Source organism: Streptomyces sp. ISL-11, from assembly GCF_018614525.1.
Lineage (GTDB): Bacteria > Actinomycetota > Actinomycetes > Streptomycetales > Streptomycetaceae > Streptomyces.
Window position 1 is genome coordinate 1 of record NZ_JAGGOL010000034.1, and the last position, 24,174, is coordinate 24,174.

Consider the following 24,174-nt stretch of genomic DNA (forward strand, 5'->3'; position numbering starts at 1 on the left):
GGCCGGGGCCTCGGCGTACGCGGCGCCGCCCGCGCGCTCGCGCGCCGTGCCGACGGCACGCAGCCGGTCCACCGCGCCCTCCATGGCGAACTGCGCGGCGCCCAGGCCCTCGACCACATAGCCGCGGCGGGCCTGCCCGCTCTCCTCGAAGACGGACAGCACGCGGTACGCGGCGGAGAACCCGCCCTCCACGCCCTCGGCGGCCACCGCTCCCCGGGTCACCACACCGTGCCGGTCCAGGAGCGTACGGGCCAGGGCGTGGGCCCGTACGGTCGGGTCGGGTTCGGGCGCGGGCAGCAGCGACCAGCGGCCGGCGACGGTGGGAGGGCCGCCACGGGACGCGGTGGGCCGCAGGGGGACGCCCCCACGAGCGGTGAAGGAGCCGTAACGGCCGCGCGGCACCGACCGTTTGGCCCGGTGCGCGGTGGAGCCGGCCGTCCGGCCCGATCCGAGGTACGAGCGCAGCGGCGCCAGGGTGTCGTTGGTGAGGCGGCCGGACCAGGCGAGGTCCCAGACGGCCTCCGCGATCCGCGGTTCGCCGCTCTCGGGGTCCGTGGCGCGCACCCGGTCGGCGATCTGGCGGAAGAACAGGCCGTAGCCGCCGGACAGCGCCTCCAGTACGGCCTGGTGGAGCGGGGACAGCTCCAGCGGGTGCGGTGCGGGCAGCAGCAGGGGCGCGGCGTCGGCGAGCAGGAGCGAGACCCAGCCGTCCTTGCCCGGGAGCGCGCCCGCCCCCGCCCAGACGACCTCGCCGGCCGCCGTCAGCTCGTCGAGCATCGCGGGGGAGAAGTCCTTCACGCGCGCGGGCAGCACGAGCCTCTCCAGGGCGGAGGCCGGTACCGGTGCACCCTGCAACTGCTCGATGGCGCGCACCAGTCCGTCGACGCCGCGCAGGCTGTGGGTGCCGACGTGCTGCCACTGAGGGAGGAACGCGGCGAGCGCGGTGGGCGCCACCGGCTCCAGTTCCTGCCGCAGCGCCGCGAGCGAGCGGCGGCGCAGCCTGCGCAGGACGGTGGCGTCGCACCACTCCTGGCCGATGCCGGAAGGGTGGAACTCGCCTTGGACCACGCGGCCGTTCGCCGCGAGGCGGTGCAGCGCGCCGTCGGTCACCGCCGGGCCGAGACCGAACCGGGCGGAGGCCTGCGCCGAGGTGAACGGGCCGTGGGTGCGGGCGAACCGGGCGAGGAGATCCCCGAGGGGGTCCTTGACGGGCTCGGTGAAGGCTTCGGGGACACCGACGGGCAGCGCCGTGCCCAAGGCGTCGCGGAGCCGGCCCGCGTCCTCGACGGCCGCCCAGTGGTCCTGTCCCGCGACGCGGACGCGGATGGCTCGCCGGGCGTCCGCCAGGTCACGCACCCACCGCGGGTCGGCGCCGCGCTCGGCCAGCTCGGCGTCGGTGAGCGGCCCCAGGAGCCGCAGCAGGTCGGCGACGCTCTCGGCGTCCTTGGCCCGGCGGTCCTCGGTCAGCCACTGGAGCTCGCGCTCCAGCTCGGTGAGGACCTCCACGTCGAGCAGCTCGCGCAGCTCGGCCTGGCCCAGCAGCTCGGCGAGCAGACGGGAGTCGAGGGACAGGGCGGCGGCACGGCGCTCCGCGAGCGGCGAGTCGCCCTCGTACAGGAACTGGGCCACGTAACCGAACAGCAGTGAGCGCGCGAACGGCGACGGCTCCGCGGTGGTCACCTCCACCAGCCGGACCCGGCGGGCCTCGATGTCACCCATCAGCTCGGTCAGCCCGGGGACGTCGAAGACGTCCTGGAGGCATTCGCGGACGGCCTCCAGGACGATGGGGAACGAGCCGAACTCCTCGGCGACCTGGAGCAGCTGGGCGGCGCGCTGGCGCTGCTGCCACAGCGGGGTGCGCTTGCCGGGGTCCCGCCGGGGCAGCAGCAGGGCCCGTGCGGCGCACTCGCGGAACCGGGCGGCGAACAGGGCCGACCCGCCGACCTGGTCGGTGACCAGCTGGGCGACCTCGCCCTTGTCGAAGGTGACATCGGCGGCCCCGACCGGGGACCGCTCCGCGTCGTACTCCCGGCCCTGGAGGGCCGGGTCCGCGTCGAGCAGGTCCAGTCCCATCACGTCCGCGTCGGGAAGCCGCAGCACGATGCCGTCGTCGGCGTGCATCACCTGGGCGTCCATGCCGTAGCGCTCGGCGAGCCGGGAGCCGAGGGCGAGCGCCCAGGGGGCGTGCACCTGGGCGCCGAAGGGGGAGTGGACGACGACCCGCCAGTCGCCCAGCTCGTCACGGAAGCGCTCCACCACGATGGTCCGGTCGTCCGGCACATGGCCGCACGCCTGGCGCTGCTCGTCCAGATAGGACAGCACATTGCCCGCCGCCCAGGCGTCGAGCCCGGCGGCGTCGAGCCGCGCGCGGGCGGCCTCCGGCGCCAGCCCGCCGACCTCCCGCAGGAACGCGCCCAGGGCACGGCCCAGCTCCAGCGGGCGGCCCAGCTGGTCGCCCTTCCAGAAGGGCAGCCTGCCGGGCACGCCCGGAGCCGGGGTCACCAGGACCCGGTCGCGGGTGATGTCCTCGATCCGCCACGAGGTGGTGCCCAGGGTGAAGACATCGCCGACCCGGGACTCGTAGACCATCTCCTCGTCCAGCTCGCCGACCCGGCCCCCGCCCTTCTTGGGGTCCGTGCCCGCGAGGAAGACGCCGAAGAGGCCCCGGTCGGGGATGGTGCCGCCGGAGGTCACGGCCAGCCGCTGCGCCCCGGGGCGCCCCGTGACCGTACCGGCCACCCGGTCCCAGACCAGGCGCGGCCGCAGCTCCGCGAAGGCGTCGGACGGATAGCGCCCGGCGAGCATGTCCAGGACGGCTGTGAAGGCGGATTCGGGCAGCGCGGCGAAGGGAGCCGCCCGCCGCACCATGGCCAGCAGCTCCCCCACGTCCCAGGTGTCGACGGACACCATGGCGACGATCTGCTGGGCCAGGACGTCCAGCGGATTGGCGGGGACGCGCAGCGACTCGATGGCCCCCTCGCGCATCCGCTCCGTCACCACGGCCGCCTGCACCAGGTCTCCGCGGTACTTGGGGAAGACCACACCGGTGGAGACCGCGCCGACCTGATGTCCGGCGCGGCCGACGCGCTGGAGCCCGGAGGCGACCGAGGGGGGCGACTCGACCTGGACGACCAGATCGACCGCGCCCATGTCGATGCCCAGCTCCAGGCTGGAGGTGGCGACGACGGCCGGCAGCCGGCCCGCCTTGAGGTCCTCCTCGACCAGCGCCCGCTGCTCCTTGGAGACCGAGCCGTGGTGCGCGCGGGCGAGCACCGGCGGCGCGCCCCTCGCCGCGCCGGACTCGGCCATCAGCTCGGCGGGGGAGTGGTGTTCGGGCAGGGGTTCACCCGTGGCCCGCTCGTAGGCGATCTCGTTGAGCCGGTTGCACAGCCGCTCGGCAAGGCGCCGGGAGTTGGCGAAGACGATCGTGGAGCGGTGGGACTGGACCAGATCGGCGATCCGCTCCTCCACGTGCGGCCAGATCGACGGCTTCTCCCTGGCGTCGCCTTCCTGGACGGGCGAGGCGCCGAGCTCGCCGAGATCCTCCACCGGAACGACCACCGAGAGGTCGAACTCCTTGCCCGAGGGCGGCTGGACGATCTCCACCTTCCGCTGCGGCGACAGATAGCGTGCCACCTCGTCCACCGGCCGGACCGTCGCGGACAGGCCGATGCGCCGCGCCGGACGGGGGAGCAGGGTGTCGAGGCGCTCCAGGGACAGCGCGAGGTGCGCGCCCCGCTTGGTGCCCGCGACGGCGTGCACCTCGTCCAGGATGACCGTCTCGACACCGGCGAGCGCGTCCCGCGCGGCCGAGGTGAGCATCAGGAACAGCGACTCGGGCGTGGTGATCAGGATGTCCGGCGGGCGGTTGACCAGCGCCCGGCGCTCGGCGGGCGGGGTGTCGCCGGACCGGATGCCGACCCGGATCTCCGGCTCGGGCAGTCCCAGGCGCACCGACTCCTGGCGCATGCCCGTGAGCGGGCTGCGCAGATTCCGCTCCACGTCCACGGCGAGGGCCTTGAGCGGGGAGACGTACAGCACCCGGCAGCGCTTCTTGGGCTCGGCGGGCGGCGGAGTGCTCGCGAGCCGGTCGAGGGAGGCGAGGAAGGCGGCGAGCGTCTTGCCGGAGCCGGTCGGAGCGACGACCAGGACGTCGGAGCCCTCGCCGATCGCCCGCCAGGCGCCGCTCTGCGCGGCCGTGGGCGCGGTGAACGCCCCCGTGAACCAGGCGCGCGTCGCGGGGGAGAACCCCGCGAGACCTCCCGCCGGGTCGCCCACCGAATCCGCCGCCGTACCGGCCGCCACGTCGTCCGCCATGCCCCCCATCGTGCACCGCACCACTGACAATGCCCCGGAACCGCAGGTCAGGGAAGGTATGGGCGGAAGTGGCGGCCCGGCTCAGGGTGCGCCGGCGGGTCCGCCGGATCCGGTGTTCACAGGGTCCGCCCGTAGGCGCGCAAGGTCAGCAGCGAGGCGATCGTCACCATCGGCCGGCCCTCCAGCCGGGTGCCCGGGGCCCACGCGCGCCACCGGACCGGCCAGCCGCCGTCGCCCTCCTGCGAGGCGGCGAGGAAGTCCAGCGACCGCTCCAGCTCGGCGTCGGTGAACCACGGCCGGGCCAGCGAGCCGGGCGTACGGGCGAAGTCGTGCGGGAAGTGGAGCTCCTCCGGCGCGTACCCCTCCGAGACCGGGAAGTCGCCGGTCCGGGCGGGGTCCAGGACCGCCAGCCGCTGCTCCCGCACGGTCCGTCCCAGCCGTTCCGCCGCCGCTTCCGCGCGCGGGCGGTCGGGGGCGCCGTCGAGGAAGGCGACGGCGGCCTGCACCTCGTACGGGTGAGTCTTCGCCCCGGCCCCCAGGGCCTCGACGGCCGCCCAGCAGAAATCGGTCGCCCGGAACAGCCACGCGTGCCAGACCTCGTTGCGGTGCAGCAGACCCACCACCGGGCCGGTGGCCAGGAGATCGCTCGGCGGATCGTCGACCACCAGCAGCCACGGCGCCGCCGGATAGCCGCGCAGCGACGGGTGAAGCGCGGGCAGGGCCCCGTCGGGTGTGGAGACGGCCGTCAGATAGCGGCACACGCGCTCCATGCGGCGGTCACCGCAGCGGCCGATCTCGTCGAGCACGTGCAGCGCGTGCGCGGTGTGCAGTGGCTGGCTCACCGGCCCGCGCAGATCGGGCTCCAGGGCGTACCCGTACCCCCCGTCCTCACCCAGATAGGCGGTCAGGGCCGCTTCGACGGCGTCGGGGCTCCCGTCCAGGAAGTGGAACGCGAATCTGCGCTGCTCCAGAACGCGGGCGGTCAGCCAGATGAACTGCTCGGCACGGGCTACGGGGGATGCTCCGGATCGGGCCATGCACCGACCGTAGGACGGAAAGCGCCACCGGTCAGCGGCTCGTGCCCGGCAGCACTCTCAGGGGCGGGATACTGGTCGCATGCGGTTGACGGTCTTCTGGCAGCGGATGGGCGATTATTTCGGCGTGGCGTACGCCGACTCCTTCGCGCGCGATCATGTGATGTCCGAGCTCGGCGGGAGGACCGTGCACCAGGCCCTGGACGCGGGCTGGAATGCCAAGGACGTGTGGCGGGGCGTGTGCCGGGCGATGGAGATCCCGGAGGACCGGCGCTGAGCCGCCGGGGCGGGAAGCGGCTGTCCGGCTGATCCCGCCGGCGGCCGGCCGACCCGTCCCGCGGACGTCCCGGCCCCCTTCACCCGATAGTCCACACTTGCCCCGTGGCAGCAGACGACACCGCCCCGGACAGCACTCCACCACGCCCGCCCGACGCGGATGCGCGCATGCCGCGCTGGCTGCCCCGCGCGATGGTCGTGGCTCTCGCCCTCTTCGCCGCGTTCCAGCTGGCCAGCTGGGCGTTCCACCAGCTCATCGGCCTGCTGATCAACATCCTGATCGCGTTCTTCCTCGCGCTGGCCGTCGAGCCGGCGGTGGACCGGATGGCCGCCCGCGGCGTGCGCCGCGGGCCCGCGACCGGCCTGGTCTTCCTGGCCGTCACCGTGGTCGCGGCGGGTTTCTTCACCCTGCTCGGCTCGATGCTCGCCGACCAGATCGTCACCATGGTGGAGAACTTCCCGTCCTACCTGGACGCCGTGATCCGGTGGATCAACCGCACCTTCCGCACCAGGCTGTCCCGGCTCGAGATCCAGCAGAGCCTGCTGCGCTCGGACTGGCTCCAGAAGTACCTCAAGAACAGCGCCAGCGGTGTGCTGGACGTCTCCGCGACCGTCCTGGGCGGGCTGTTCCAGCTGCTGACCGTCCTGCTGTTCTCCTTCTACTTCGCGGCCGACGGGCCACGGCTGCGCCGCGCCCTGTGCTCCGTCCTGCCGCCGAACCGGCAGGCCGAGGTGCTGCGGGCCTGGGAGCTCGCCGTCGCCAAGACGGGCGGCTACCTCTACTCGCGCGCCCTGATGGCGCTGATCTCCGGCGTCGCGCACTTCGTCCTGCTGGAGGTACTGGGAGTGCCCTACGCCCCGGCCCTCGCGATCTGGGTCGGTATCGTCTCCCAGTTCATCCCCACCATCGGCACCTACCTCGCGGGCGCCCTGCCGATACTGCTCGCCTTCACCGTCAACCCCTGGTACGCGGTGTGGGTGCTCGCCTTCGTCGTGATCTACCAGCAGTTCGAGAACTACCTGCTCCAGCCCCGCATCACCGCCAGGACCGTGGACATCCATCCGGCCGTCGCCTTCGGCTCCGTGGTCGCCGGCACCGCGCTGCTGGGCGCGGTGGGCGCCCTGGTCGCCATCCCGGCGACCGCGACGCTCCAGGCGTTCCTCGGGGCGTACGTGAAGCGGTACGACGTCACGGACGATCCGCGGGTCCACGGCCGGCGGCGGCGCGGGGGCGGGCCGCACACCCCGGTTGCGGAGCGGCTGCGGCGGGCGGTGCGGGCGCTGCGGCGGCGGTGACGGCGCGCCGGTGGGGCGCGCTTGACACCAAATTCGAACATCCATTCTCATGGGTGTTCCGGGCCTGCTGGGAGGCTAGTTATCCACAGGCTGGGGCGGTGCCCGGGCCCATTGTCAGTGGCAGGCGTTAGCGTCGTTGACGTGAAGCGATCGACTCAAGCAAACCGGGTGGAACCCATGGCAGGAACCGACCGCGAGAAGGCGCTGGACGCCGCGCTCGCACAGATTGAACGGCAATTCGGCAAGGGCGCCGTGATGCGCCTCGGTGACCGGCCGAACGACCCCATCGAGGTCATCCCCACCGGGTCGACCGCTCTCGACGTCGCCCTCGGCGTCGGCGGGCTGCCGCGCGGCCGTGTCGTGGAGGTGTACGGGCCGGAGTCCTCCGGTAAGACCACCCTCACCCTGCACGCCGTGGCCAACGCGCAGAAGGCCGGCGGCACCGTCGCGTTCGTCGACGCGGAGCACGCCCTCGACCCGGAGTACGCGAAGGCGCTCGGCGTCGACACGGACAACCTCATCCTCTCCCAGCCGGACACCGGCGAGCAGGCGCTGGAAATCGTGGACATGCTGGTCCGCTCCGGCGCCCTCGATCTGATCGTCATCGACTCCGTCGCCGCCCTGGTGCCGCGCGCGGAGATCGAGGGCGAGATGGGCGACTCGCACGTCGGCCTGCAGGCCCGGCTGATGAGCCAGGCCCTCCGCAAGATCACCAGCGCGCTCAACCAGTCCAAGACCACCGCGATCTTCATCAACCAGCTCCGCGAGAAGATCGGCGTCATGTTCGGCTCGCCGGAGACGACGACCGGTGGCCGCGCGCTGAAGTTCTACGCCTCGGTGCGTCTGGACATCCGCCGCATCGAGACCCTCAAGGACGGCACGGAGGCGGTCGGCAACCGCACCCGCGTCAAGGTCGTCAAGAACAAGGTCGCACCGCCCTTCAAGCAGGCCGAGTTCGACATCCTCTACGGCCAGGGCATCAGCCGCGAGGGCGGTCTGATCGACATGGGCGTCGAGCACGGCTTCGTCCGCAAGGCCGGCGCCTGGTACACCTACGAGGGCGACCAGCTCGGCCAGGGCAAGGAGAACGCCCGCAACTTCCTCAAGGACAACCCCGACCTCGCCAACGAGATCGAGAAGAAGATCAAGGAGAAGCTGGGCGTGGGCGTCAGGCCCGTGGCCCCGGCGGGCGAGCCCGGCGCGGACGCGGCGGGTGCCACGGCCGAGCCGGCGAAGTCGGTGCCGGCTCCGGCGGCGAAGTCCACCGGCAAGGCGGCCAAGGCCACGGCTGCCAAGAGCTGATCCGTGACACGGCGATCGGAATACCCTCCGCCGTGGGCGGAGGGAGAGCGGCCGGAGCCGGGCACGGACGACCGAACCGACGGTGATGCCCCGTCCTCGTCGAGGGCCGGGGCCGGGGCACCACCGCGGCCCGAGGAGCAGGCGCGGGCCATCTGCCTGCGCCTGCTCACCGGATCCCCGCGCACCCGCAAACAGCTCGCGGACGCGCTGGCCAAGAAGGGCATCCCGGCCGAGGTCGCGGACGAGGTGCTGTCCCGCTTCGAGGAGGTCGGGCTGATCGACGACTCCGCGTTCGCGGGGGCGTGGGTGGAGTCCCGGCACCACGGCCGGGGCCTGGCCCGCCGTGCCCTGGCGCGCGAGCTGCGCACCAAGGGCGTGGACTCCGCGGTGATCGAGGAGGCCGTCGGACAGCTCGACTCCGACCGGGAGGAGCACACCGCCCGGGAGCTGGTCGACCGCAAGCTGCGGTCCACGCGCGGCCTGGACCGGGAGAAGCGGCTGCGCCGCCTCGCCGGAATGCTCGCCCGCAAGGGATACCCCGAGGGCCTCGCCCTGCGGGTGGTGCGCCGCGCCCTGGAAGAGGAGGGCGAGGAGCCGGAGCTGCTCGACCACTACCTGCCGGAGGACTGACGGCCATGGATGCCGGCCGGCAGGGCGGTCGTGGATCCGGGCGGTCGTGGATCCGGACGGTCGGGATACCGGGCGCCGGGCATCAGCCCGGCCTTCAGGGGACGGCCCGCAGGGGGCCGACCTCCACCGGGTCAGCTCCCCTCGGCCGCACCCACCCGTCGCACCGGCAGCCCGGCCGCGCGCCACGCCTGGAAACCGCCGATGAGATCCGTCGCGTGGTGCAGCCCCAGTCGGCGCAGGGACACGGCCGCGAGGCTCGACGCGTAGCCCTCGTCGCACACGACGACCACCCGCAGGTCGTGGCGGGTGGCCTCCGCCGCGCGGTGGTCGCTCAGGGGATCGAGCCGCCACTCCAGTTCGTTGCGCTCCACGACCAGTGCCCCGAGGATGAGCCCGTCGCGCTCCCGCAGCGCCGCGTAGCGGATGTCGACCAGCAAGCCGCCCCCGGCCTGCGCCGCTGCGGCTTCCGCCGGGCCGAGCCGGTCCAGGCCCTCACGGGCGGCCGCCAGCAGCTCCTCGACCCTCATGCCCACTCCTCCGGCCACTCGACCTGCTCCAGGCGCAGCACCTGACCCGCCCGGCTGTACCGCCGCATCATCGGCAGCGGCGGGAAGTAGGCGTGCACGGACACAGCGTGCCGCGCCGTCGACGGGTTGAACACCTGGTGCACATGGTGCGGACCGAACGCCCGCCCGCGCCCGTCGGTGAGCCGCCGCTCCCGGTCGATGCCGTCCGCCAGTTCCAGCACCTTCCAGCCCTCCGTGGGCAGTTGCGCGGCGAGCGACTGTTCGGTCAGCCGGCCGGCCGCCGCGGCGAAGGCACCGTGCGAGCCGCCGTGGTCGTGCCAGCCGGTGCCCGCACCCGGCGGCCAGCCGATCAGCCATGCCTCACTGCCGCCCGGCCCCTCCAGCCGGATCCAGGTACGGCCCTCGGGATCGAGGGGGAGCGAGGCGATGAGCGCGGCGTCGGCGGCGGTCCGCCGGACGAAGTCGAGAAGACCGGCAGCGGGACCCGGATCGGGGCCGGTGGCCACGGCGGTGACCGATGGAGCGCCCACCGGGGCGCCGGCGGAGCCGGGCGCGGGCAGGCGTACGGGAAGAGACACAGGAGACCGTCCTGAGTGATCGCGAAGGAGCGCGCGGCACTCGGCACGGCCGCGCGACGGGGAAGCGGATCAGCAGGACGGACGACAGACGCAGCCGGCGTAGCGGAGCAGGTCGAGATGGACCCTCCGCCAGAAACGCGCGCCGCTGTCAGTCACGGTGAGTAGTCCACCACGGTCGTCCGGGCACGGTCAACGATTGGCCGTGGCCTCACTGGGGGTTCCACCGGGCGCGCCCGTGGCCTCCGCACCCCTGCCGGCGGCCGATGTCCCCGGCGCGCCCGCGGATTCGCCGGACGTCGTCGGCGCCGCCGACCCGCCCCGTACGGCGTCCGCGCACCCGTACAGCTCCGCGGGCCGCACCCCGGACAGCGCCGCGACCAGATGACCGTCCGGCCGCACCACCAGCACCGTGTGGGCCGCCGCGCCCGGATACGCCTCGGCGACCAGCAGCTCCGCCCGCATCGGCAGGGCGCCGAGGGCGGCGGACAGCCGCGGCATGAGCCCGGCGCTCAGCCAGTGCCGCCGCTCCCACACACCCGTACCGGGCGCGACCAGCACCACCAGGAGATCGCCGCCCAGCCGGGCCCGCAGGCCCACCACCGATCCGTCCGGCGCGGTCACCGCGACGTCCTCGACCGGCGCTCCGGGGACCGTGGCCACCGGCACCGAGCCCGCCGGTGGCGCGGCCGGGGCGAGCGGAGTCCGGGTGTGGACGAACGGCGCGCTCAGCGGCCCGCGCCCCAGGTGCCCCTCGGTGAGCAGTTCGTCGTGTCCGCGTACGGCACCCGGCACCAGTGTGCGCCGTACCGTGCGCCACCCGCCCTGGTCCCGTACGGCCGGCAGGAACCGGTCGGCCGCCCGCAGCCGCGCCACGATCGCCCCGCGCCGCTCCACCTGATAGCTGTCGAGGAGGGCCTCGGACGCTCCCTGGTGCCAGGCCAGTACGAGCTTCCAGGCGAGGTTCTCCACATCGCGCAGCCCCTCGTCGAGCCCTTGGGTGCCGAGCGCCCCCAACAGGTGGGCGGCGTCCCCGGCGAGGAAGGCGCGTCCGGTGCGCATGCGGCGCGTGAGCCGGTGGTGCACGGCGTGCACACCGGTGTCCAGGAGCTCGTACGGCGGCACCTCCCCGCACCACGAGCCCAGGGAGTCCCGCACCAGCGTCAGGAGGGCGTCGGGGGTGACCAGGTCGTCGCCCGGCGGCAGCAGCCAGTCGAGCCGCCACATCCCGTCCGGCAGCGGACGGGCCGTCACCTCGGGGCCGCGCGGCGGCGACCGGTGCAGTACGGCCTCGCCGGGCCAGGGCAGTTCGGCGCGGAGCGCCGCGACCGCGTACCGCTCGACGGCCGTCCGCCCGGGGAACCGGGCGCCCAGGAGCTTGCGGACGGTGGACCGAGAGCCGTCGCACCCCACCAGATAGCTGCCCCGCCAGGGCATCCCTTCGCTGCCCCGGGTGTGCACGGTGATCCCGGCGGGGTCCTGCCGCAGGGTGTCGACGCGGGCGCCGGGCACGATCCGGACCTTGTCCTCGCGGGCGAGCGCGGCCCGCAACTCCCGCGTCAGCGCGTGCTGCGGGACATGGAGAGGGGACGGCTCCCCGCCGTCCTCGGGGTCCTCAGGGTCCTCGGGGTCCTCCAGGGCCCCGAACGGCACCCGGGCGACCAGCGCGCGGCGGCGCAGGGTGCGCCAGCCCGCCCACCGCGTGCCCTCGGCCGCGCCGCAGCCCAGCCGTTCCAGCAGGGCGGCGGTGTCCGGGCGCAGGACGGCGGTGCGGGAGAGGCGTTCCTCCCGGGGAGCGGTTCCGTCGGCGGGGGCCTCGTCGAGGAGGATGACGGGCACGTCGTGGCGGGTGAGGCAGAGCGCGAGCGTGAGACCGACCGGACCGGCCCCGACGACGATCACCGGGTCCACGGCACGGCTCCCTGTGCCCCGCGGCGGACGGCCTCGCCGTGGGCTCCGCGGTGCGTACGCGTCGTACGCACCGGGCGGTACGCACGGACGCCGGGAAAGGGAACACGGTGCTCGATCACAGAACGTATGCAACCCATTGCGGGTGCTTGCGTCAAGCGATCAGGCCCTGCCACGCGTCGCGCCGGAGCGAGCGCGCCCCGTCGGCCGGCCCGGCCGACGGGGCGTCACCCACGTGTGTCCCGCGGGACCGACGGGTCCTACGCGCCGGAGCCGCCGGTGGAGTCCGCCGCGACAGCGGCTCCGGGGACGACCATCACCGGGGGGCTGCCCTTGCGCGAGCGCTTCGTGCGCCGTTCGACCCAAGTCGCCAGGGAGGACAGGGCCAGGCACAGCAGGATGTAGATCGAACCGAAGACGATCACCATGGGAATGAAGGCGTAGACGCCGTTCACGGGCGGTGTCTGTTGGGCGAACGCCTTGCCGACGAACAGCAGCTCCTCGTAGAGGATGATGAAACCGAGCGAGGTGTCCTTGAGGGTCACCACCAGCTGGCTGATGATCGACGGCAGCATCGAGCGGATGGCCTGCGGGATGAGGACGCTCGCCATCACCTGCGTCTTGCGCAGCCCGAGCGCGTACGCGGCCTCGCTCTGGCCCTTGGGCACGGCGTTGACGCCGGACCGGAAGATCTCCGCCTGGACCGAGCCGTTGTAGAGCGTGAGCCCGATGACCAGGGCCCACATCGGGTCGGACGTGAAGATACCCGCGTACAGCAGGAAGATCATGATCAGCAGCGGCATGGCGCGGAAGAGTTCCACGACCACCGTCGACACCCAGCGCACCGGCTTGTGGTCGGAGAGCCGGCCGGCGGCGAGCACCGTGCCGAGCGCGACCGAGAGCACGGCGGCGATGGCGAACGTCTTGAGCGTCGTCAGCAGGCCGTCGACGATGCGCTGATGGGTGTCGGTGTATTCGTAGTCGTCCCACAGCTCGGCCTGGAACTGCCCGGTGTCGTCCAGCTTGTAGACGACGAAGGCGATCAGGCCGAGGATCGCGACGGTGGAGATCACCCCGTAGACCCGGTTGCGGGCCCGTGTACGGGGTCCGGGTGCGTCGTAGAGGATGCTCGCGCTCATCGGGCCACCGCCAGCCGGGTCTCCAGCAGCCGGAAGAGGCCGCTGATAGCGAAAGTGATGATGATGTAGCAGACCGCGATCCACAGGAAGATCACGTAGATGTTGTAGCCCGAGGCCGCGTTGAGCGTCTTCTGCACCGAGCTCAGCTCGGCCACGTTGAAGCCCGAGGCGATCGCGGTGTTCTTGGTCAGGGCGATCAGCAGGCTGCCGATGGGCGGGATCGCCGTACGGGTGGCCTGCGGGAGCACGATCTGGCTCAGGGTCTGCGTGAAGGTCATCCCGATCGAGCGGGCGGCCTCCGCCTGTCCCACCGGCACCGTGTTGATGCCGGACCGGATGGCCTCGCAGATGAACGCCGAGGTGTAGCAGCCCAGCGCCATGACGGCGAGCCAGAAGGAGTCCCAGCCCTTGAGACCCAGCGCGGGCAGCCCCAGGGTCACGGCCAGGAAGAGGAGCACCAGCGGCGTGTTGCGCAGCAGGGTCACCCAGGCGGTACCGAATATTCGCAGCGCGGGCACCGGAGAGACGCGGAACCCCGCGATCACGGTGCCCAGCACCAGGGCGAGCAGGGCGCTGAGCGCCGTCAGCTCGACGGTGCCGAAAAAGCCTTCGCGGAACATCGCGAAGTTGTCCGACAGAACGTTCACGTCAACTCTCCGGAAATCGCGTGGCGTGCCGCCACGGCCGCGGCGCCCGGTGCCCCGGGGACCGCTGGGGTCCAAGGCGCCGGCCGCCGCGGAACCGATCAGGCGTGGGCCGCTGATCAGTAACGGTCGACCGCGGGCGGGTTCGGGGCCGCGACACCGGAGCGGCCGAGCGTGGCGTCGAACGCCTTCTTCCAGTCGCCGTTCTTCATGTGGGCCTCAAGGGCGTTGTTGACGGCGTCGCGCAGCGCCTTGTCGTCCTTCTTCAGGCCGACGCCGTACGGCTCCTTGGAGAACGGCTGGCCGACGACCTTCAGCGCGCCCTTGTTCTCGGCGGCGTAGCCCATGAGGATCGAGTCGTCCGTGGTGAGGGCGTCGACCGTGCCGTTGACCACTTCCTGCGCGCACAGCTGGTAACCCTGCTGCGCCTTGACCTCGGCGGCCCCGTACTTGGGGTCCTTGATGCGCTTGAGGGGGGTGGAGCCGGTCGCCGAACAGACCTTCTTGCCCTTGAGGTCGTCCGGGCCCTTGATGTCGCTGTCGGCCTTCACCAGCAGGCTCTGGCCGGCGATGAAGTACGGGCCGCCGAAGCCGACCTGCTTCTTGCGCTCGTCGTTGATCGTGTACGTACCGACGTACAGGTCGACGCCGCCACTCGCGATCTGCGTCTCGCGGGCCTCGGAGGGGATCGTCTGGAACTTGATGTGGGCCTCGTCGAAGCCGAGATCGGCCGCGATCATCCGCGCGATCTCCACGTCGAAACCGGACCGCTTCTTGGTGCCAGGGTGCTCGAAACCCAGACCGGGCTGATCGGCCTTGGTGCCGATCGTGATCGTCTTGCCCTTGATCTTCTCGAAGACCGGCGAGTCCTTGACGTCGGCGGCGGTGTTCACCTTGTAGGTCGGCACGGGCGGCGCGGCCTTGTCGCCCGCCTTGTCGGCCTTGTCGTCGGGGCTGCCCGACTTGCCGCAGGCGGTCGCGGACGCGGTGAGCGCCAGCACCACGGCGGCCGCTGCGGCGGTTTTGCGGAGCATCATGGTGAACATCCTTTGCGTCTGCGGCTGTTGCGCGGCGGTCGGAGCGCCGATGGTGGTCGCCCGACGGACGCGGGTCCGTCGGGCCGGTGGGAACGCGGAAGGCGGGCGGTCAGTGGTGCAGGATCTTCGACAGGAAGTCCTTCGCCCGGTCGCTGCGCGGATTGCTGAAGAACTGGTCCGGCCGCGCCTCCTCGACGATCCGGCCGTCGGCCATGAAGACCACCCGGTTCGCGGCCGAGCGCGCGAAGCCCATCTCGTGGGTGACGACGACCATCGTCATGCCGTCCCGCGCGAGCTGCTGCATGACCTCCAGCACCTCATTGATCATCTCCGGGTCCAGCGCCGAGGTCGGCTCGTCGAAGAGCATCACCTTCGGGTCCATGGCCAGCGCCCGGGCGATCGCCACGCGCTGTTGCTGGCCGCCGGACAGCTGGGCCGGATACTTGTCCGCCTGGGCGCCCACACCGACCCGGTCGAGCAGGGCGCGGGCCTTCTCCTCGGCCTGCTTGCGGTCCGTCCTGCGCACCTTGACCTGTCCCAGGGTCACGTTCTCCAGGACCGTCTTGTGCGCGAAGAGGTTGAACGACTGGAAGACCATGCCCACATCGGCGCGCAGCCGGGCCAGCTCCCGGCCCTCCTGGGGCAGGGGCTTGCCATCGATGGTGATCGATCCGGAGTCGGTCGTCTCCAGGCGGTTGATGGTCCGGCACAGCGTCGACTTCCCCGACCCCGACGGGCCGATGACGACGACGACCTCGCCGCGCCCGATGGTCAGGTCGACATCCTGGAGCACATGCAGCGCGCCGAAGTGCTTGTTGACGTTGTGCAGGACGACCAGCGCGTCCGCGGGGGCCGCCGCGGCGTCCTTGGTCACCGATACTTCGCTCATCGGCGTTCCTCGCTCCATCCTCCTCGGTTGGGGAGGACCCTAATGAGCGGCAACGACCAGCGTCATTACATCTGAGCTGAAATTGAGCATAACGATCCGGCCGCAAAGGGACACACCGCGTGAAGGGGGCGCACGGTGCGCACAGGGGTGGTGTGGGAGTACCGGCTGCATAACGGAAGCACGCTCACACCCACAACCCCCTTGACGGGGCAGGTGTCCATCAGCGTGGATGCGGTGTTGCCGGAGCACACACCGGCTGGACGGGAGGAGGCGGATGAGACTGCTGCTCGTGGAGGACGACGACCACGTCGCGGCGGCGCTGTCGGCGATCCTGGCCCGGCACGGCTTCGACGTCACCCACGCCCGCAGCGGCGAGGAGGCGCTGCGGGCGCTGCTGCCCGACGACGGCGCGCCCTTCGCCGTCGTGCTGCTCGACCTCGGCCTGCCCGACCAGGACGGCTTCGAGGTCTGCGGCAAGATCCGCAAACGCACCGCCACCCCCGTCATCATGGTCACCGCCCGCGCGGACACCCGATCGAAGATCCACGGCCTCAACCTCGGCGCGGACGACTACGTGGTCAAGCCGTACGACACCGGGGAACTCCTCGCCCGTATCCACGCGGTCGCCCGGCGCACGCCGCACACCGAGAGCGCCCCCGACGAGACGCACGACTCCGTCGCACCCCAGCCGCTGCGGCTGGGCGCGCTCACCATCGAGCTCCCCAACCGACAGGTGTCCGTGAGCGGCATGGTCGTCGCGCTCACCCGCAAGGAATTCGACCTGCTGGCGCTGCTCGCCCAGCGCCCCGGTGTCGTCTTCCGCCGCGAACAGATCATCAGCGAGGTGTGGCGTACGAGTTGGGAGGGGACCGGGCGCACTCTTGAGGTGCACGTCGCCTCACTGCGCGCCAAACTCCGGATGCCCGCCCTCATCGAGACGGTCCGCGGGGTCGGCTACAAAATCGTCGTCCCGGCCGCGTGACGGCCGGCCGAACCCGTGCGCACCCGACTCCTCCCCCTCCTCATCGTCCTGCTGGCGGGCGTCCTGCTGGCCCTCGGCTTCCCCCTCGCCGGCAGCATCGCCGCCGCCCAGCAGCAGCGACTGGTCGTCGACCGCATCGACGACACGGCCCGGTTCGCCTCGCTCGCCCAGTACGTCACCATCCGGCCCTTCGACCCCGAGGCGCAGACCGACGAGCGGCTCACCACCCTGAGCACCGAACTGCGCCGCTACGAGAACCTGTACGGCATCAGGGTCGGCATCTTCTACCGTGACGGGCGGACCATGGCCGTCGCACCCGCGCACTGGCCCATGCCCTCCGACAAGGAGGGCCGGCGGGCCTTCCAGGAAGCCCTGGCCGGTCGCCGCAGCCACGATCCCGCCCAGGTCTGGCCGTTACGGCACGGCCGGATCACCGTCGCCTCCCCCGTCATCCGCGACGGCGACGTGGTCGCCGTCGTCGTCACCGACTCGCCCACGGGCCGGCTGAGGTCCCGGATCCTGCACTCCTGGCTGCTGCTGGTGGCGGGCGAGACCGCCGCGATGCTCCTCGCGGTCGCCGCCGCGTTCCGGCTCACCGGGTGGGTGCTGCGGCCCGTACGGACTCTGGACGCCGCCACCCACGGCATAGCCACCGGGCGGATGAACTCCCGGGTCGCGGTGCACAGCGGACCGCCGGAACTGCGCCGCCTGGCGCGGTCCTTCAACGAGATGGCCGACAACGTCGAAGAGGTGCTGGAACAGCAGCGCGCCTTCGTCGCCGACGCCTCGCACCAGCTGCGCAACCCCCTGTCGGCCCTGCTGCTGCGCATCGAGCTGCTCGCCCTGGACCTGCCCGAGGGCCACGCGGAGATCGCCTCCGTCCGCGGCGAGGGCAAGCGCCTGGCCAGGGTCCTGGACGACCTGCTGGACCTGGCACTGGCCGAGCACGCGGCCGCGGACCTCCAGCTGACCGACATAGCGGAGATCGTCACCGACCGGGTGGGCGCCTGGTCCCCGGTCGCCCACCGGGAGCGGGTCACCCTCGCCTACCACGGGCCCGCCGCCGTGACCGGCTGGGCCGATCCGGTGGCGCTCTCCAGCGCGCTCGACGCCGTGGTGGACAACGCCCTGAAGTTCACGCCGGCGGGCGCCCGCGTCGACGTCGGTGTCGCCCTTGAGGGCGACATGGTCGGCATCACGGTCGCCGACGGCGGCCCCGGCCTCACCGAGGAGGAGCTCACTCGTATCGGTGACCGTTTCTGGCGCAGCAGCCGGCACCAGAACGTCTCCGGCTCGGGGCTGGGCCTGTCCATCTCCCGCGCCCTGCTGGCGGCGGGCGGGGCCACCCTCTCGTACGCGCCCAACGAGCCGCGGGGCCTGCGGGCGGTGATCAGGGTCCCGCGCCACCGGAGCGGGGGAGCGGGACCCTAGCCGGCGCGGACGGCGGCGTCCGCCGGTCGCCCCCTTCACGTACGCGAAGCCCGCGTGCCCTTCAGGGCTTGACCGACGCGTAGTAGCGCCGCGCCCCCGCGTGCAGGTCCAGGGGGTCGGTGAAAATCGCCGTCCGGAGGTCCACTTTCTGCGCCGCGTGCACCTTCTGCCCTATGCGGTCGCGACTGTTCATCACCGAGCGCGTGACGCTCTCCGCCAGGTCGGGGTCCGCGCGGTCCGTGGTGACCAGCAGATTCGCCACCGCTATCGTTTTCACCGCCTGCGGAGCCCGCAGCTCCGGATAGGCGTCCACCGGCATGACGGCCGCCCGGTAGTAGTGCGTCTCGGGCCCGAGCGCGTGCAGCGGCTTGATCAGGTCGTCCAGCTGCACGAGACGGATCGGCAGCCTCCGGCCGAGACTCTGGACGGCGTTCGTCGGCAGTCCGCCCGACCAGAAGAACGCGTCGAGCTGCCCGCCCTCCAGCAGCCCCGGCATCCGGTCGATGCCCACCCGTACGGGAGTGATGTCCCGGTCGAAGTCGAGCCCGGCCGCCCGCAGCAGCCGCCGCGTGATCAGCTGCACGCCGGACTCGTCCGTCCCCACCCCCACCCGCAGCCCCTTGAGGTCCCGCGCCGACCGCACGGGCGAGCCCTTGGGGACCACCAGCTGGATGTAGTCGTCGTACAGGCGCGCGCACGCGCGCAGCCCCTCCGCGCCCGGCTGCCGCCCGTCACGGTAGGTGGCCACCGAGTCGGCGGTGGCCAGCGTGAAGTCGGCCGTGCCCGAGGTGAGCCGCTTGAGGTTGTCCAACGACCCCTGGCTGCTCTGCAGCCGCACCTCCAGGGAGGGCATGTCCCGGCCCAGGTCCTCCTTCAGCAGGTCGCCGTACTTCGCGTACACGCCGGTGGGCAGCCCGGTGGCGAACGACAGCCGCCCCGCCGGCGACGACGCCCCGTGCTGCGCCAGCAGCCACCACGCGAGCAGCGCGAACACCACGGCCGCCACCGCGCCCGTCCGTACGGCGCGGCGCCTGCCGAGGCGCGTGAGTCGGGGATCCATGGGCGGATACTGCCAGGCTCCGGCGGGCTTCGGCAGGGGGTTGGGGGAAGGGAAGAGGCGGGCTGTCCGCGCGACCACGTACCCTGGTCGATTGAGATGAGTGCGAAGACATACGAGGTGCGCACCTACGGGTCGGCACTTTCACAAACCCTGTAGATCCCTGTCAGCCCAAGTGCTGAGGCACCCTTTGGGCAGTCACAGGCCGGGAGACACATCCCTGGTTAGCTAGGGGAGGGTGCCCCGTAGCGGGAGCCCTGGAGGAGGTCGAGATCCAGGTCCAGGTCCAGGAGCCCGCCGCCCCTCTTGTAGCCATAGCGGGAGCCCCCGAGAACGTCCAAGTCGAGGAGACTGCCGTTACTGGCGCGGACGCCGATGTCTGCCTGAGCAGGTGTAGCAACGGAGAGGCCCGCCAGAGCGAGAAGGGCACTCACTGCGGCAGTGGCGGTAATGCGGAGGGTGCTGTTCATGACGTGCCTCCTGTACGTGGGCGGGCGGCGAGTTGCCGCAGGCTCGCATGGGAACTTCCCTGCCGTGTGTTCTGCCACACGTGCGCTCCAGGGATGCGTGGGAGCTTGCAGGGGCGCATTGGAGCTAGACCCACGGCTGACCACAGGCTTGTCAGCTTTTTCGCAGGTCAGGAGCGCGCAGAGGGCGGATTGCCGCTTCCCGGCCTAGGGTCGGGATATGGACTTCCGGATCACCGAAGGGGAACAGAGTCTCCTGTTCGTGATCGTCGCACACCTGGACTCAGGCAGCGCTCCAACAGTCGATGAGCTGTCCGCCGGAGTAGGTCACGATGCCCGGCCTGAAGCCCTGGCGTTGCGCCGGAAGGGCTGGATCCTCATCGACGGCTCTGAGACCGTCATAGCGTTGTCCCCGATGGCCGTACAGGCTGTTCGAAACCTGCGTTACGGGCAGCGAGGCCAGGCATAGCGAAGCCCCGCCCAGCGGATGCCGGACGGGGCAGTACATGGGGGGCTCAGCGGCCCTGACGGCCCGACTGGCCGTCGCCCTCCCTCGGACAGGGGTGTCGGGCGCGGACCATGACCGCTGGCCCACTGGCGCGCTCAACGAGCCGATCCAGCTGCGCGCCGCAGTGCGGACACTTCACAGCCGCGTCCCCACCAGCGCGCTCGTCGCTGTCCAAGCTCTGGCAGGCGTTATCCGCGTGTCCGGGTGGAGGTACAGCACATCGGGGTAGTCATGCCCCTCCACGGCCGCGAGAAGGGCTGCCCTCCGGTGCGCTTTCCGAAGGCGGTCCTCCTCTTCTTGCAGCCGCTCGGCTTCACGCTGTTCCTCTTGAAACCGTACAAAATCGCGGACCAGCGGCTCGTCGTACCAGAAAACCTGGTCGGCCTCTGTGATCGCGAGTTCGTTGGTATGCGGCTCGGCTTGCCAGCCGACGGGCGGGGCGAGTGGTGAGACCGGAGACTCTGCCTCGGCAGAGAGCTTCCGGGCGTGCCGGCCTCGGGAAGGCAGTAATAGCCGAAGCATCCACATCTGGATGCGCGCGATAAGGTCGCGCATGTCATCAGCTCCTCGATAGCTGCTGGCATCAGGACCCCGACAACCGGGCCAAATCGGTTGTCGGGGTTTTCTTGTGCCCCGACGGTAGCGTCCTTGTATAGGTATGTCTATCCTTGCTCAGCCTCGTTCAGCGATGCTCAGCCAACTACGCTGATGACATGGCAGCAAGCAAGATCAACTACCGGGCCCCGGAGCCGCCGTACAAGCAGATCGCGGCAGACCTGATTCGGGATATCGAGGCCGGCACCCTCGAAGTGGGTAGTCCGCTGCCATCCGAGAGCGAGCTTGTTGAGCGGTACGGAGTGGCCCGAAACACCGTGCGGAACGCGGTTGCGCACCTGCGGGACGGGGGCTTTGTCGAGACTGTTCCGAAGCGCGGGTCGTACGTGAGGGCGCGCGACCAGCAGGCCCCGAACGAAGGCGCATCAGCAGGTTAGGCGCGGCTGGAGCGCGTAGATCGGCTCCCCATCGAACGGGCTTCCGTTCCGGTGATCATGGGCATACATTCACCGCCATGATCCTTGGCGCAAGCACTCCGGCCCCGGCGGCGATCCCTGAGATCGTTGGGTCTGCCAGCCGAATCACCCCGCTCAAGGACGGGTATCCCGATCTTGGCCTTTCTCTGACGTTCGACGGCTCCATCGCAACGAAGCTGAAGATCCGAACTCGTGCCCTCGACCCTGTCCGACAGTCCGGCATCCTGATGCCCAAGGGTTTCCCGGAAACGTGGCTGGAGGCGGGTGTGAACCTGTCATCGCCGCGATGGGAGCGCGGGCACGTGCACGGGATCGTGAGAACTTCGGAGCAGCTCAGCGCCTGCATCGGGCCGTACGGGCGGGACGGCATGGCGGTGGAGGTATGGACCGTCGAGGGGTACGCGCTGCTGCCCTGGGTGGACTTCAGCGGACTCGGCAAGGACCACAGCTACAGCCTCCTCGAAGGAGTTGATTTCGGAGGACGCATCCGTGAAGCCGGCCCTGGGCACCAGGCTCTCGTCAACCGTGCGGGTGCCGACCTTCGCCTCGTTGAGCTGGGCTTCGGCGCGCAGGCGCTGACGGGTCAGGCACCCTGGCCCGACGGCAGTGTTCTCCCTCCGGCCGCGGTGGGCCAGAGCGGCGGCGCCCAGTGAGACCGCACGATAAATTCATTCATGCTGCCGAGGAAGCAGAAGCGGACAGGTCGGCGGTCGTCGGGCTGCACCTTGCGCTCCACTTCCTCGAGGCCGGCCTGGCTCAGCGGCAGCTCCTCGAAACGCACTGCACCGCTGACGGCGGGGCCTTCCTCGGGGACGTTGACTACGCCCGGAAGGCCCTCAAGGAAGCGGCCCCACATCTGCGAGTAGATCATCGCGAGCTTGTCGAGGACACGCGAGTACTCCTGTACCAGTGGGATACCTACGCGTTCGATCGGTCAGTTGAACTGCGGCGAATGTGCGAAATTCTGGAAAATCTTACCCAAATGAGCCTGAGGCGACCCGGTCTGCTTAGCACTACTCCATGAGGAGGCCCGCAAGTTCTGACAGGGCAGGGGACCCGCCCCGTCAGGACCTTGGCGGTTCGTCCGCGCTCGCGGAGGCTCACTACGAGGCATAGGCACCGAGGAGTTCCCGCACCCCTGCGTGGTCCTGGTGTGGCCGGAACTTGTCGAGCGTCCCGCTCACCCAGTCGTTGAGCCGAGGCGACGCCGTGTGGAAACTGAGGGTGGCGGCACGCTCAGCTGACGCGGTTGCCTCGTCGAGGGCGCCGGCATCCAGATAGGACCCCGCCAGCCAGCAGGCGTACAGTCCAACCTCACGGGCGTGGGTGTCGTCGTATGGGGTCGTCAGCCCCTCCAGGATGGGAACCGCCTTCTTCGGCTGGCGCAGTTCGGCCCAGCAGCGGCCGGCCATGATCTGGGTTTCTTCTCGGTTGATCCAGTAGACGGTGTCCGGTTCCTCTACCCGGGAAGTGTCGCGCTTGTCGTGGGCCGTCTCCGACAGGCCGAGGGCGCGATCGACCCCTGCGGAGTCCCCCGTCCGGGCGCATGCCCACGCCAACCGGTCCGACAGGACGACGCTTACGGCAGGAAGAACATCCTTGGGGGCGTTTGCCAGCGATGCCTCGGCCATAGCCACGCCTTCACGAGGGTCACCTGTGGACGCCGTCAGATACGACAGCTCGGACAGGGCCGTGGCTCCCAGCGTGAAGTCGCTGGCTTGGTTCGCGGCGCTGGCTGCGGCCTGCGCCAGCTTCCTGGCATGGGGGATTCGCCCGGCGTCGAACGCGGTCCACGACGCGAATTGGTACAGCTCGCCGAGCGCCCCGAGCAACTTGCGCCCCACGGAATCGGAGTACGTGCCGTGCGCGGCCATCCCCGCGAGGGTGCCGATCTCGGCGATCACCTTCGGATAGACGGAAACGCCGCCGCTGTAGTCGTCAAGGCGGCGCAGCGCTGACAGACGCTGGCCGGCGCGGACTACGTCGGCATGGCCGATGCGGCGGCCTCGGGCCGCAGCTGAGGGGGCGGACAGTGCGATGCCGGCTACAGCACCGGCTCCAAGGAAAGCCCGACGGTCCACAGGAGGTACCAGCCCTTCCACGTCAAGAACAACCGCATCGCGTACGGGAGTTTCACCGTAACTGGTGAGATCGGCCTCCAGCACGCGTTCGAGGTAGGGCATCCAGTCCTCTGGATGCCTGATGCCCTTCTCCCACCGGTACACGTAGTGCCCGGTGCACGTGCCCTTCCTCCTGGCCGCTTCGTCCCCCCACCGGGCAATGTTCAGTAAGCGCGCAAGCTGAGCTTGGGTGAGGCGCCGGGCCTCGCGCAGTTTCCGGATCTCGTCGCCGACAGCCATGGGCCTCCCCTTTGGGTCTCCTGGCATACAAGAGGCATAGCGATGGCCTACAGCCTGGCATCTATGCACATTCCCCCGTGCGCCGTTGACTGAACATCAGCCTTCGTGATGTTGAGGGAGACGGCAATGACGTACCGCACCGGGGCCTTGGTGATGGACACCGGCAACGACAGGCTCGGCGAGGTCATGGAGGAGTGCGCGTCGGTGGTGTGGCTCCGCCCGCCCGGCGGCGGACGGGAGTGGCACTGCCCCCGCAAGAACTTGAGGTTGGCCAGTCGCGAGGAGCGTGCCGCGGCCCGGCGGCGGTCACAGTGAAGACCTGCGAGGAGTGCGCCCGCTTGGAGGCGAAGAAGGTGAAGGCTCGCCGCGTCGGCGACATGGGCAAGGTCGTTGACCTTGTGGTTGAGCTCGCGCAGCACAAGGGGAAGCACTCGTGAGCCGAAGCCGTCACCGATTTTCCAACTGGGTAACGACCCAGGACATGACTACCGCGGCCGAGTTCTCCGCCGAGTGCCGGGAAGACGGCTGCGAGGCAGAGTTCAGCATCCTGGATGACCTCAAGGCCGCCGAATCGTGGATGTACGCGCACATGAAGCGGACGGGGCACAACAGCTTCTGGCAGACCTGCGGGCACCCTGTGATCGTCAGTGCGCCGCCAGGATCCGTCCTCGCGGACCACGTTGTCGAGCACGGTAGGGCCGACGAGCCCGAGAGGTGCCGACGATGAGCCCGCCTAAGGACTCCAACAAGGCGGGCGGGGCGCT

At 71.1% G+C, this 24,174-nt stretch carries 24 protein-coding genes; 11 read left to right on the forward strand and 13 right to left on the reverse strand.

Features of this window, described 5'->3' with window-relative positions:
* Together J7E86_RS09500 and J7E86_RS09505 are read right to left on the reverse strand one after the other, a co-directional pair.
* Positions 1-4,317: ATP-dependent helicase (locus J7E86_RS09500; protein WP_215081116.1), on the reverse strand; the 4,317-nt coding region annotated here is incomplete at its 3' end.
* A 116-nt stretch (positions 4,318-4,433) separates the two neighbouring features.
* Positions 4,434-5,354: a hypothetical protein gene (locus J7E86_RS09505; RefSeq protein WP_215081117.1), complete on the reverse strand. Its 921-nt coding sequence runs from the start codon at positions 5,352-5,354 to the stop codon at positions 4,434-4,436.
* Positions 5,355-5,433: 79 nt separating this feature from the next.
* On the opposite strand from J7E86_RS09505, the gene J7E86_RS09510 reads away from it, so the two are divergent.
* The 4 genes from J7E86_RS09510 to recX all read left to right on the forward strand — a co-directional run bounded on the left by J7E86_RS09510 (position 5,434) and on the right by recX (position 8,855).
* Positions 5,434-5,628, forward strand: a complete 195-nt coding sequence (locus J7E86_RS09510) for a DUF3046 domain-containing protein (protein ID WP_184738672.1) — start codon at positions 5,434-5,436, stop codon at positions 5,626-5,628.
* A gap of 86 nt (positions 5,629-5,714) precedes the next feature.
* A complete protein-coding gene (locus tag J7E86_RS09515) occupies positions 5,715-6,923 on the forward strand; it encodes an AI-2E family transporter (RefSeq protein WP_374223782.1) in 1,209 nt (402 codons plus the stop codon).
* Positions 6,924-7,100: 177 nt separating this feature from the next.
* Positions 7,101-8,225, forward strand: coding sequence for a recombinase RecA (recA, locus tag J7E86_RS09520; protein ID WP_215081118.1), 1,125 nt, complete (start codon positions 7,101-7,103; stop codon positions 8,223-8,225).
* Between the two features lie 3 nt (positions 8,226-8,228).
* Positions 8,229-8,855 (forward strand): recombination regulator RecX, encoded by a 627-nt coding sequence (recX, locus tag J7E86_RS09525; RefSeq protein ID WP_215081119.1) that lies wholly within the window; start codon positions 8,229-8,231, stop codon positions 8,853-8,855.
* Positions 8,856-8,986: 131 nt separating this feature from the next.
* Here recX and J7E86_RS09530 read toward each other — a convergent pair whose 3' ends face one another.
* From J7E86_RS09530 to J7E86_RS09560, 8 genes are all read right to left on the reverse strand, one after another.
* On the reverse strand, positions 8,987-9,382 hold the full coding sequence (locus tag J7E86_RS09530) for a rhodanese-like domain-containing protein (protein ID WP_215081120.1): 396 nt from the start codon (positions 9,380-9,382) through the stop codon (positions 8,987-8,989).
* Positions 9,379-9,912: a cysteine dioxygenase family protein gene (locus J7E86_RS09535; RefSeq protein ID WP_215081201.1), complete on the reverse strand. Its 534-nt coding sequence runs from the start codon at positions 9,910-9,912 to the stop codon at positions 9,379-9,381. The genes J7E86_RS09530 and J7E86_RS09535 overlap by 4 nt, the downstream gene beginning before the upstream one ends.
* Positions 9,913-10,029: 117 nt before the next feature.
* Positions 10,030-10,116: a putative leader peptide gene (locus J7E86_RS32005; RefSeq protein ID WP_361895513.1), complete on the reverse strand. Its 87-nt coding sequence runs from the start codon at positions 10,114-10,116 to the stop codon at positions 10,030-10,032.
* 33 nt (positions 10,117-10,149) lie between these two features.
* A complete protein-coding gene (locus J7E86_RS09540) occupies positions 10,150-11,868 on the reverse strand; it encodes an FAD-dependent monooxygenase (protein ID WP_215081121.1) in 1,719 nt (572 codons plus the stop codon).
* A gap of 257 nt (positions 11,869-12,125) precedes the next feature.
* Positions 12,126-13,004 (reverse strand): amino acid ABC transporter permease, encoded by an 879-nt coding sequence (locus tag J7E86_RS09545; protein WP_215081122.1) that lies wholly within the window; start codon positions 13,002-13,004, stop codon positions 12,126-12,128.
* Complete coding sequence (locus tag J7E86_RS09550; protein WP_215081123.1) at positions 13,001-13,651, reverse strand: amino acid ABC transporter permease; 651 nt, start codon at positions 13,649-13,651, stop codon at positions 13,001-13,003. Before J7E86_RS09550 ends, J7E86_RS09545 begins: the two co-directional genes overlap by 4 nt.
* A 116-nt stretch (positions 13,652-13,767) precedes the next feature.
* Positions 13,768-14,685: a glutamate ABC transporter substrate-binding protein gene (locus J7E86_RS09555; RefSeq protein WP_215081124.1), complete on the reverse strand. Its 918-nt coding sequence runs from the start codon at positions 14,683-14,685 to the stop codon at positions 13,768-13,770.
* A 109-nt stretch (positions 14,686-14,794) separates the two neighbouring features.
* Entirely contained in the window at positions 14,795-15,574 is a 780-nt protein-coding gene (locus J7E86_RS09560) for an amino acid ABC transporter ATP-binding protein (RefSeq protein WP_215081125.1), read from the reverse strand.
* A gap of 274 nt (positions 15,575-15,848) precedes the next feature.
* Between J7E86_RS09560 and J7E86_RS09565 the strand changes: the two genes are divergently transcribed.
* Together J7E86_RS09565 and J7E86_RS09570 are read left to right on the forward strand one after the other, a co-directional pair.
* The gene (locus J7E86_RS09565) at positions 15,849-16,556 is read left to right on the forward strand and encodes a response regulator transcription factor (protein ID WP_215081126.1); all 708 of its coding nucleotides are present in this window, start codon (positions 15,849-15,851) and stop codon (positions 16,554-16,556) included.
* A gap of 15 nt (positions 16,557-16,571) precedes the next feature.
* Complete coding sequence (locus J7E86_RS09570) at positions 16,572-17,987, forward strand: HAMP domain-containing sensor histidine kinase (protein ID WP_215081127.1); 1,416 nt, start codon at positions 16,572-16,574, stop codon at positions 17,985-17,987.
* A 61-nt stretch (positions 17,988-18,048) separates the two neighbouring features.
* On the opposite strand, the gene J7E86_RS09575 is transcribed toward J7E86_RS09570, so the two are convergent.
* A complete protein-coding gene (locus J7E86_RS09575; RefSeq protein ID WP_215081128.1) occupies positions 18,049-19,047 on the reverse strand; it encodes a TAXI family TRAP transporter solute-binding subunit in 999 nt (332 codons plus the stop codon).
* Positions 19,048-19,731: 684 nt separating this feature from the next.
* Between J7E86_RS09575 and J7E86_RS09580 the strand changes: the two genes are divergently transcribed.
* Complete coding sequence (locus J7E86_RS09580) at positions 19,732-19,980, forward strand: hypothetical protein (RefSeq protein ID WP_215081129.1); 249 nt, start codon at positions 19,732-19,734, stop codon at positions 19,978-19,980.
* Positions 19,981-20,154: 174 nt separating this feature from the next.
* Here J7E86_RS09580 and J7E86_RS09585 read toward each other — a convergent pair whose 3' ends face one another.
* Positions 20,155-20,574: a hypothetical protein gene (locus J7E86_RS09585; protein WP_215081130.1), complete on the reverse strand. Its 420-nt coding sequence runs from the start codon at positions 20,572-20,574 to the stop codon at positions 20,155-20,157.
* Positions 20,575-20,732: 158 nt separating this feature from the next.
* On the opposite strand from J7E86_RS09585, the gene J7E86_RS09590 reads away from it, so the two are divergent.
* Together J7E86_RS09590 and J7E86_RS09595 are read left to right on the forward strand one after the other, a co-directional pair.
* Complete coding sequence (locus J7E86_RS09590; RefSeq protein ID WP_215081131.1) at positions 20,733-21,011, forward strand: GntR family transcriptional regulator; 279 nt, start codon at positions 20,733-20,735, stop codon at positions 21,009-21,011.
* A gap of 77 nt (positions 21,012-21,088) precedes the next feature.
* Entirely contained in the window at positions 21,089-21,703 is a 615-nt protein-coding gene (locus J7E86_RS09595) for a hypothetical protein (RefSeq protein ID WP_215081132.1), read from the forward strand.
* 450 nt (positions 21,704-22,153) lie between these two features.
* Here the strand turns inward: J7E86_RS09595 and J7E86_RS09600 are convergent, their stop codons facing one another.
* Entirely contained in the window at positions 22,154-23,410 is a 1,257-nt protein-coding gene (locus J7E86_RS09600; protein ID WP_215081133.1) for a helix-turn-helix transcriptional regulator, read from the reverse strand.
* A 126-nt stretch (positions 23,411-23,536) separates the two neighbouring features.
* Here J7E86_RS09600 and J7E86_RS09605 point away from each other — a divergent pair, with 126 nt between their 5' ends.
* Positions 23,537-23,725 carry a hypothetical protein gene (locus J7E86_RS09605; RefSeq protein WP_215081134.1) on the forward strand — a complete coding sequence of 63 codons (189 nt, stop codon included), beginning with the start codon at positions 23,537-23,539 and terminating at the stop codon, positions 23,723-23,725.
* A 166-nt stretch (positions 23,726-23,891) separates the two neighbouring features.
* Positions 23,892-24,137, forward strand: a complete 246-nt coding sequence (locus J7E86_RS09610; RefSeq protein ID WP_215081135.1) for a hypothetical protein — start codon at positions 23,892-23,894, stop codon at positions 24,135-24,137.
* Positions 24,138-24,174: the final 37 nt, after the last annotated feature.

Coding starts and splice junctions, on each gene's coding strand:
- J7E86_RS09585 (WP_215081130.1), bottom strand. CDS start 20,574: ATGCGCGACCTTATCGCGCGCATCCAGATGTGGATGCTTCGGCTATTA.
- J7E86_RS09590 (WP_215081131.1), top strand. CDS start 20,733: ATGGCAGCAAGCAAGATCAACTACCGGGCCCCGGAGCCGCCGTACAAG.
- J7E86_RS09555 (WP_215081124.1), bottom strand. CDS start 14,685: ATGATGCTCCGCAAAACCGCCGCAGCGGCCGCCGTGGTGCTGGCGCTC.
- J7E86_RS09610 (WP_215081135.1), top strand. CDS start 23,892: ATGACTACCGCGGCCGAGTTCTCCGCCGAGTGCCGGGAAGACGGCTGC.
- J7E86_RS09565 (WP_215081126.1), top strand. CDS start 15,849: ATGAGACTGCTGCTCGTGGAGGACGACGACCACGTCGCGGCGGCGCTG.
- J7E86_RS09530 (WP_215081120.1), bottom strand. CDS start 9,382: ATGAGGGTCGAGGAGCTGCTGGCGGCCGCCCGTGAGGGCCTGGACCGG.
- J7E86_RS09575 (WP_215081128.1), bottom strand. CDS start 19,047: ATGGATCCCCGACTCACGCGCCTCGGCAGGCGCCGCGCCGTACGGACG.
- J7E86_RS09545 (WP_215081122.1), bottom strand. CDS start 13,004: ATGAGCGCGAGCATCCTCTACGACGCACCCGGACCCCGTACACGGGCC.
- J7E86_RS09505 (WP_215081117.1), bottom strand. CDS start 5,354: ATGGCCCGATCCGGAGCATCCCCCGTAGCCCGTGCCGAGCAGTTCATC.
- J7E86_RS09560 (WP_215081125.1), bottom strand. CDS start 15,574: ATGAGCGAAGTATCGGTGACCAAGGACGCCGCGGCGGCCCCCGCGGAC.
- J7E86_RS09605 (WP_215081134.1), top strand. CDS start 23,537: ATGACGTACCGCACCGGGGCCTTGGTGATGGACACCGGCAACGACAGG.
- J7E86_RS09595 (WP_215081132.1), top strand. CDS start 21,089: ATGATCCTTGGCGCAAGCACTCCGGCCCCGGCGGCGATCCCTGAGATC.
- recA (WP_215081118.1), top strand. CDS start 7,101: ATGGCAGGAACCGACCGCGAGAAGGCGCTGGACGCCGCGCTCGCACAG.
- J7E86_RS09580 (WP_215081129.1), top strand. CDS start 19,732: ATGGACTTCCGGATCACCGAAGGGGAACAGAGTCTCCTGTTCGTGATC.
- J7E86_RS09600 (WP_215081133.1), bottom strand. CDS start 23,410: ATGGCTGTCGGCGACGAGATCCGGAAACTGCGCGAGGCCCGGCGCCTC.
- J7E86_RS09510 (WP_184738672.1), top strand. CDS start 5,434: ATGCGGTTGACGGTCTTCTGGCAGCGGATGGGCGATTATTTCGGCGTG.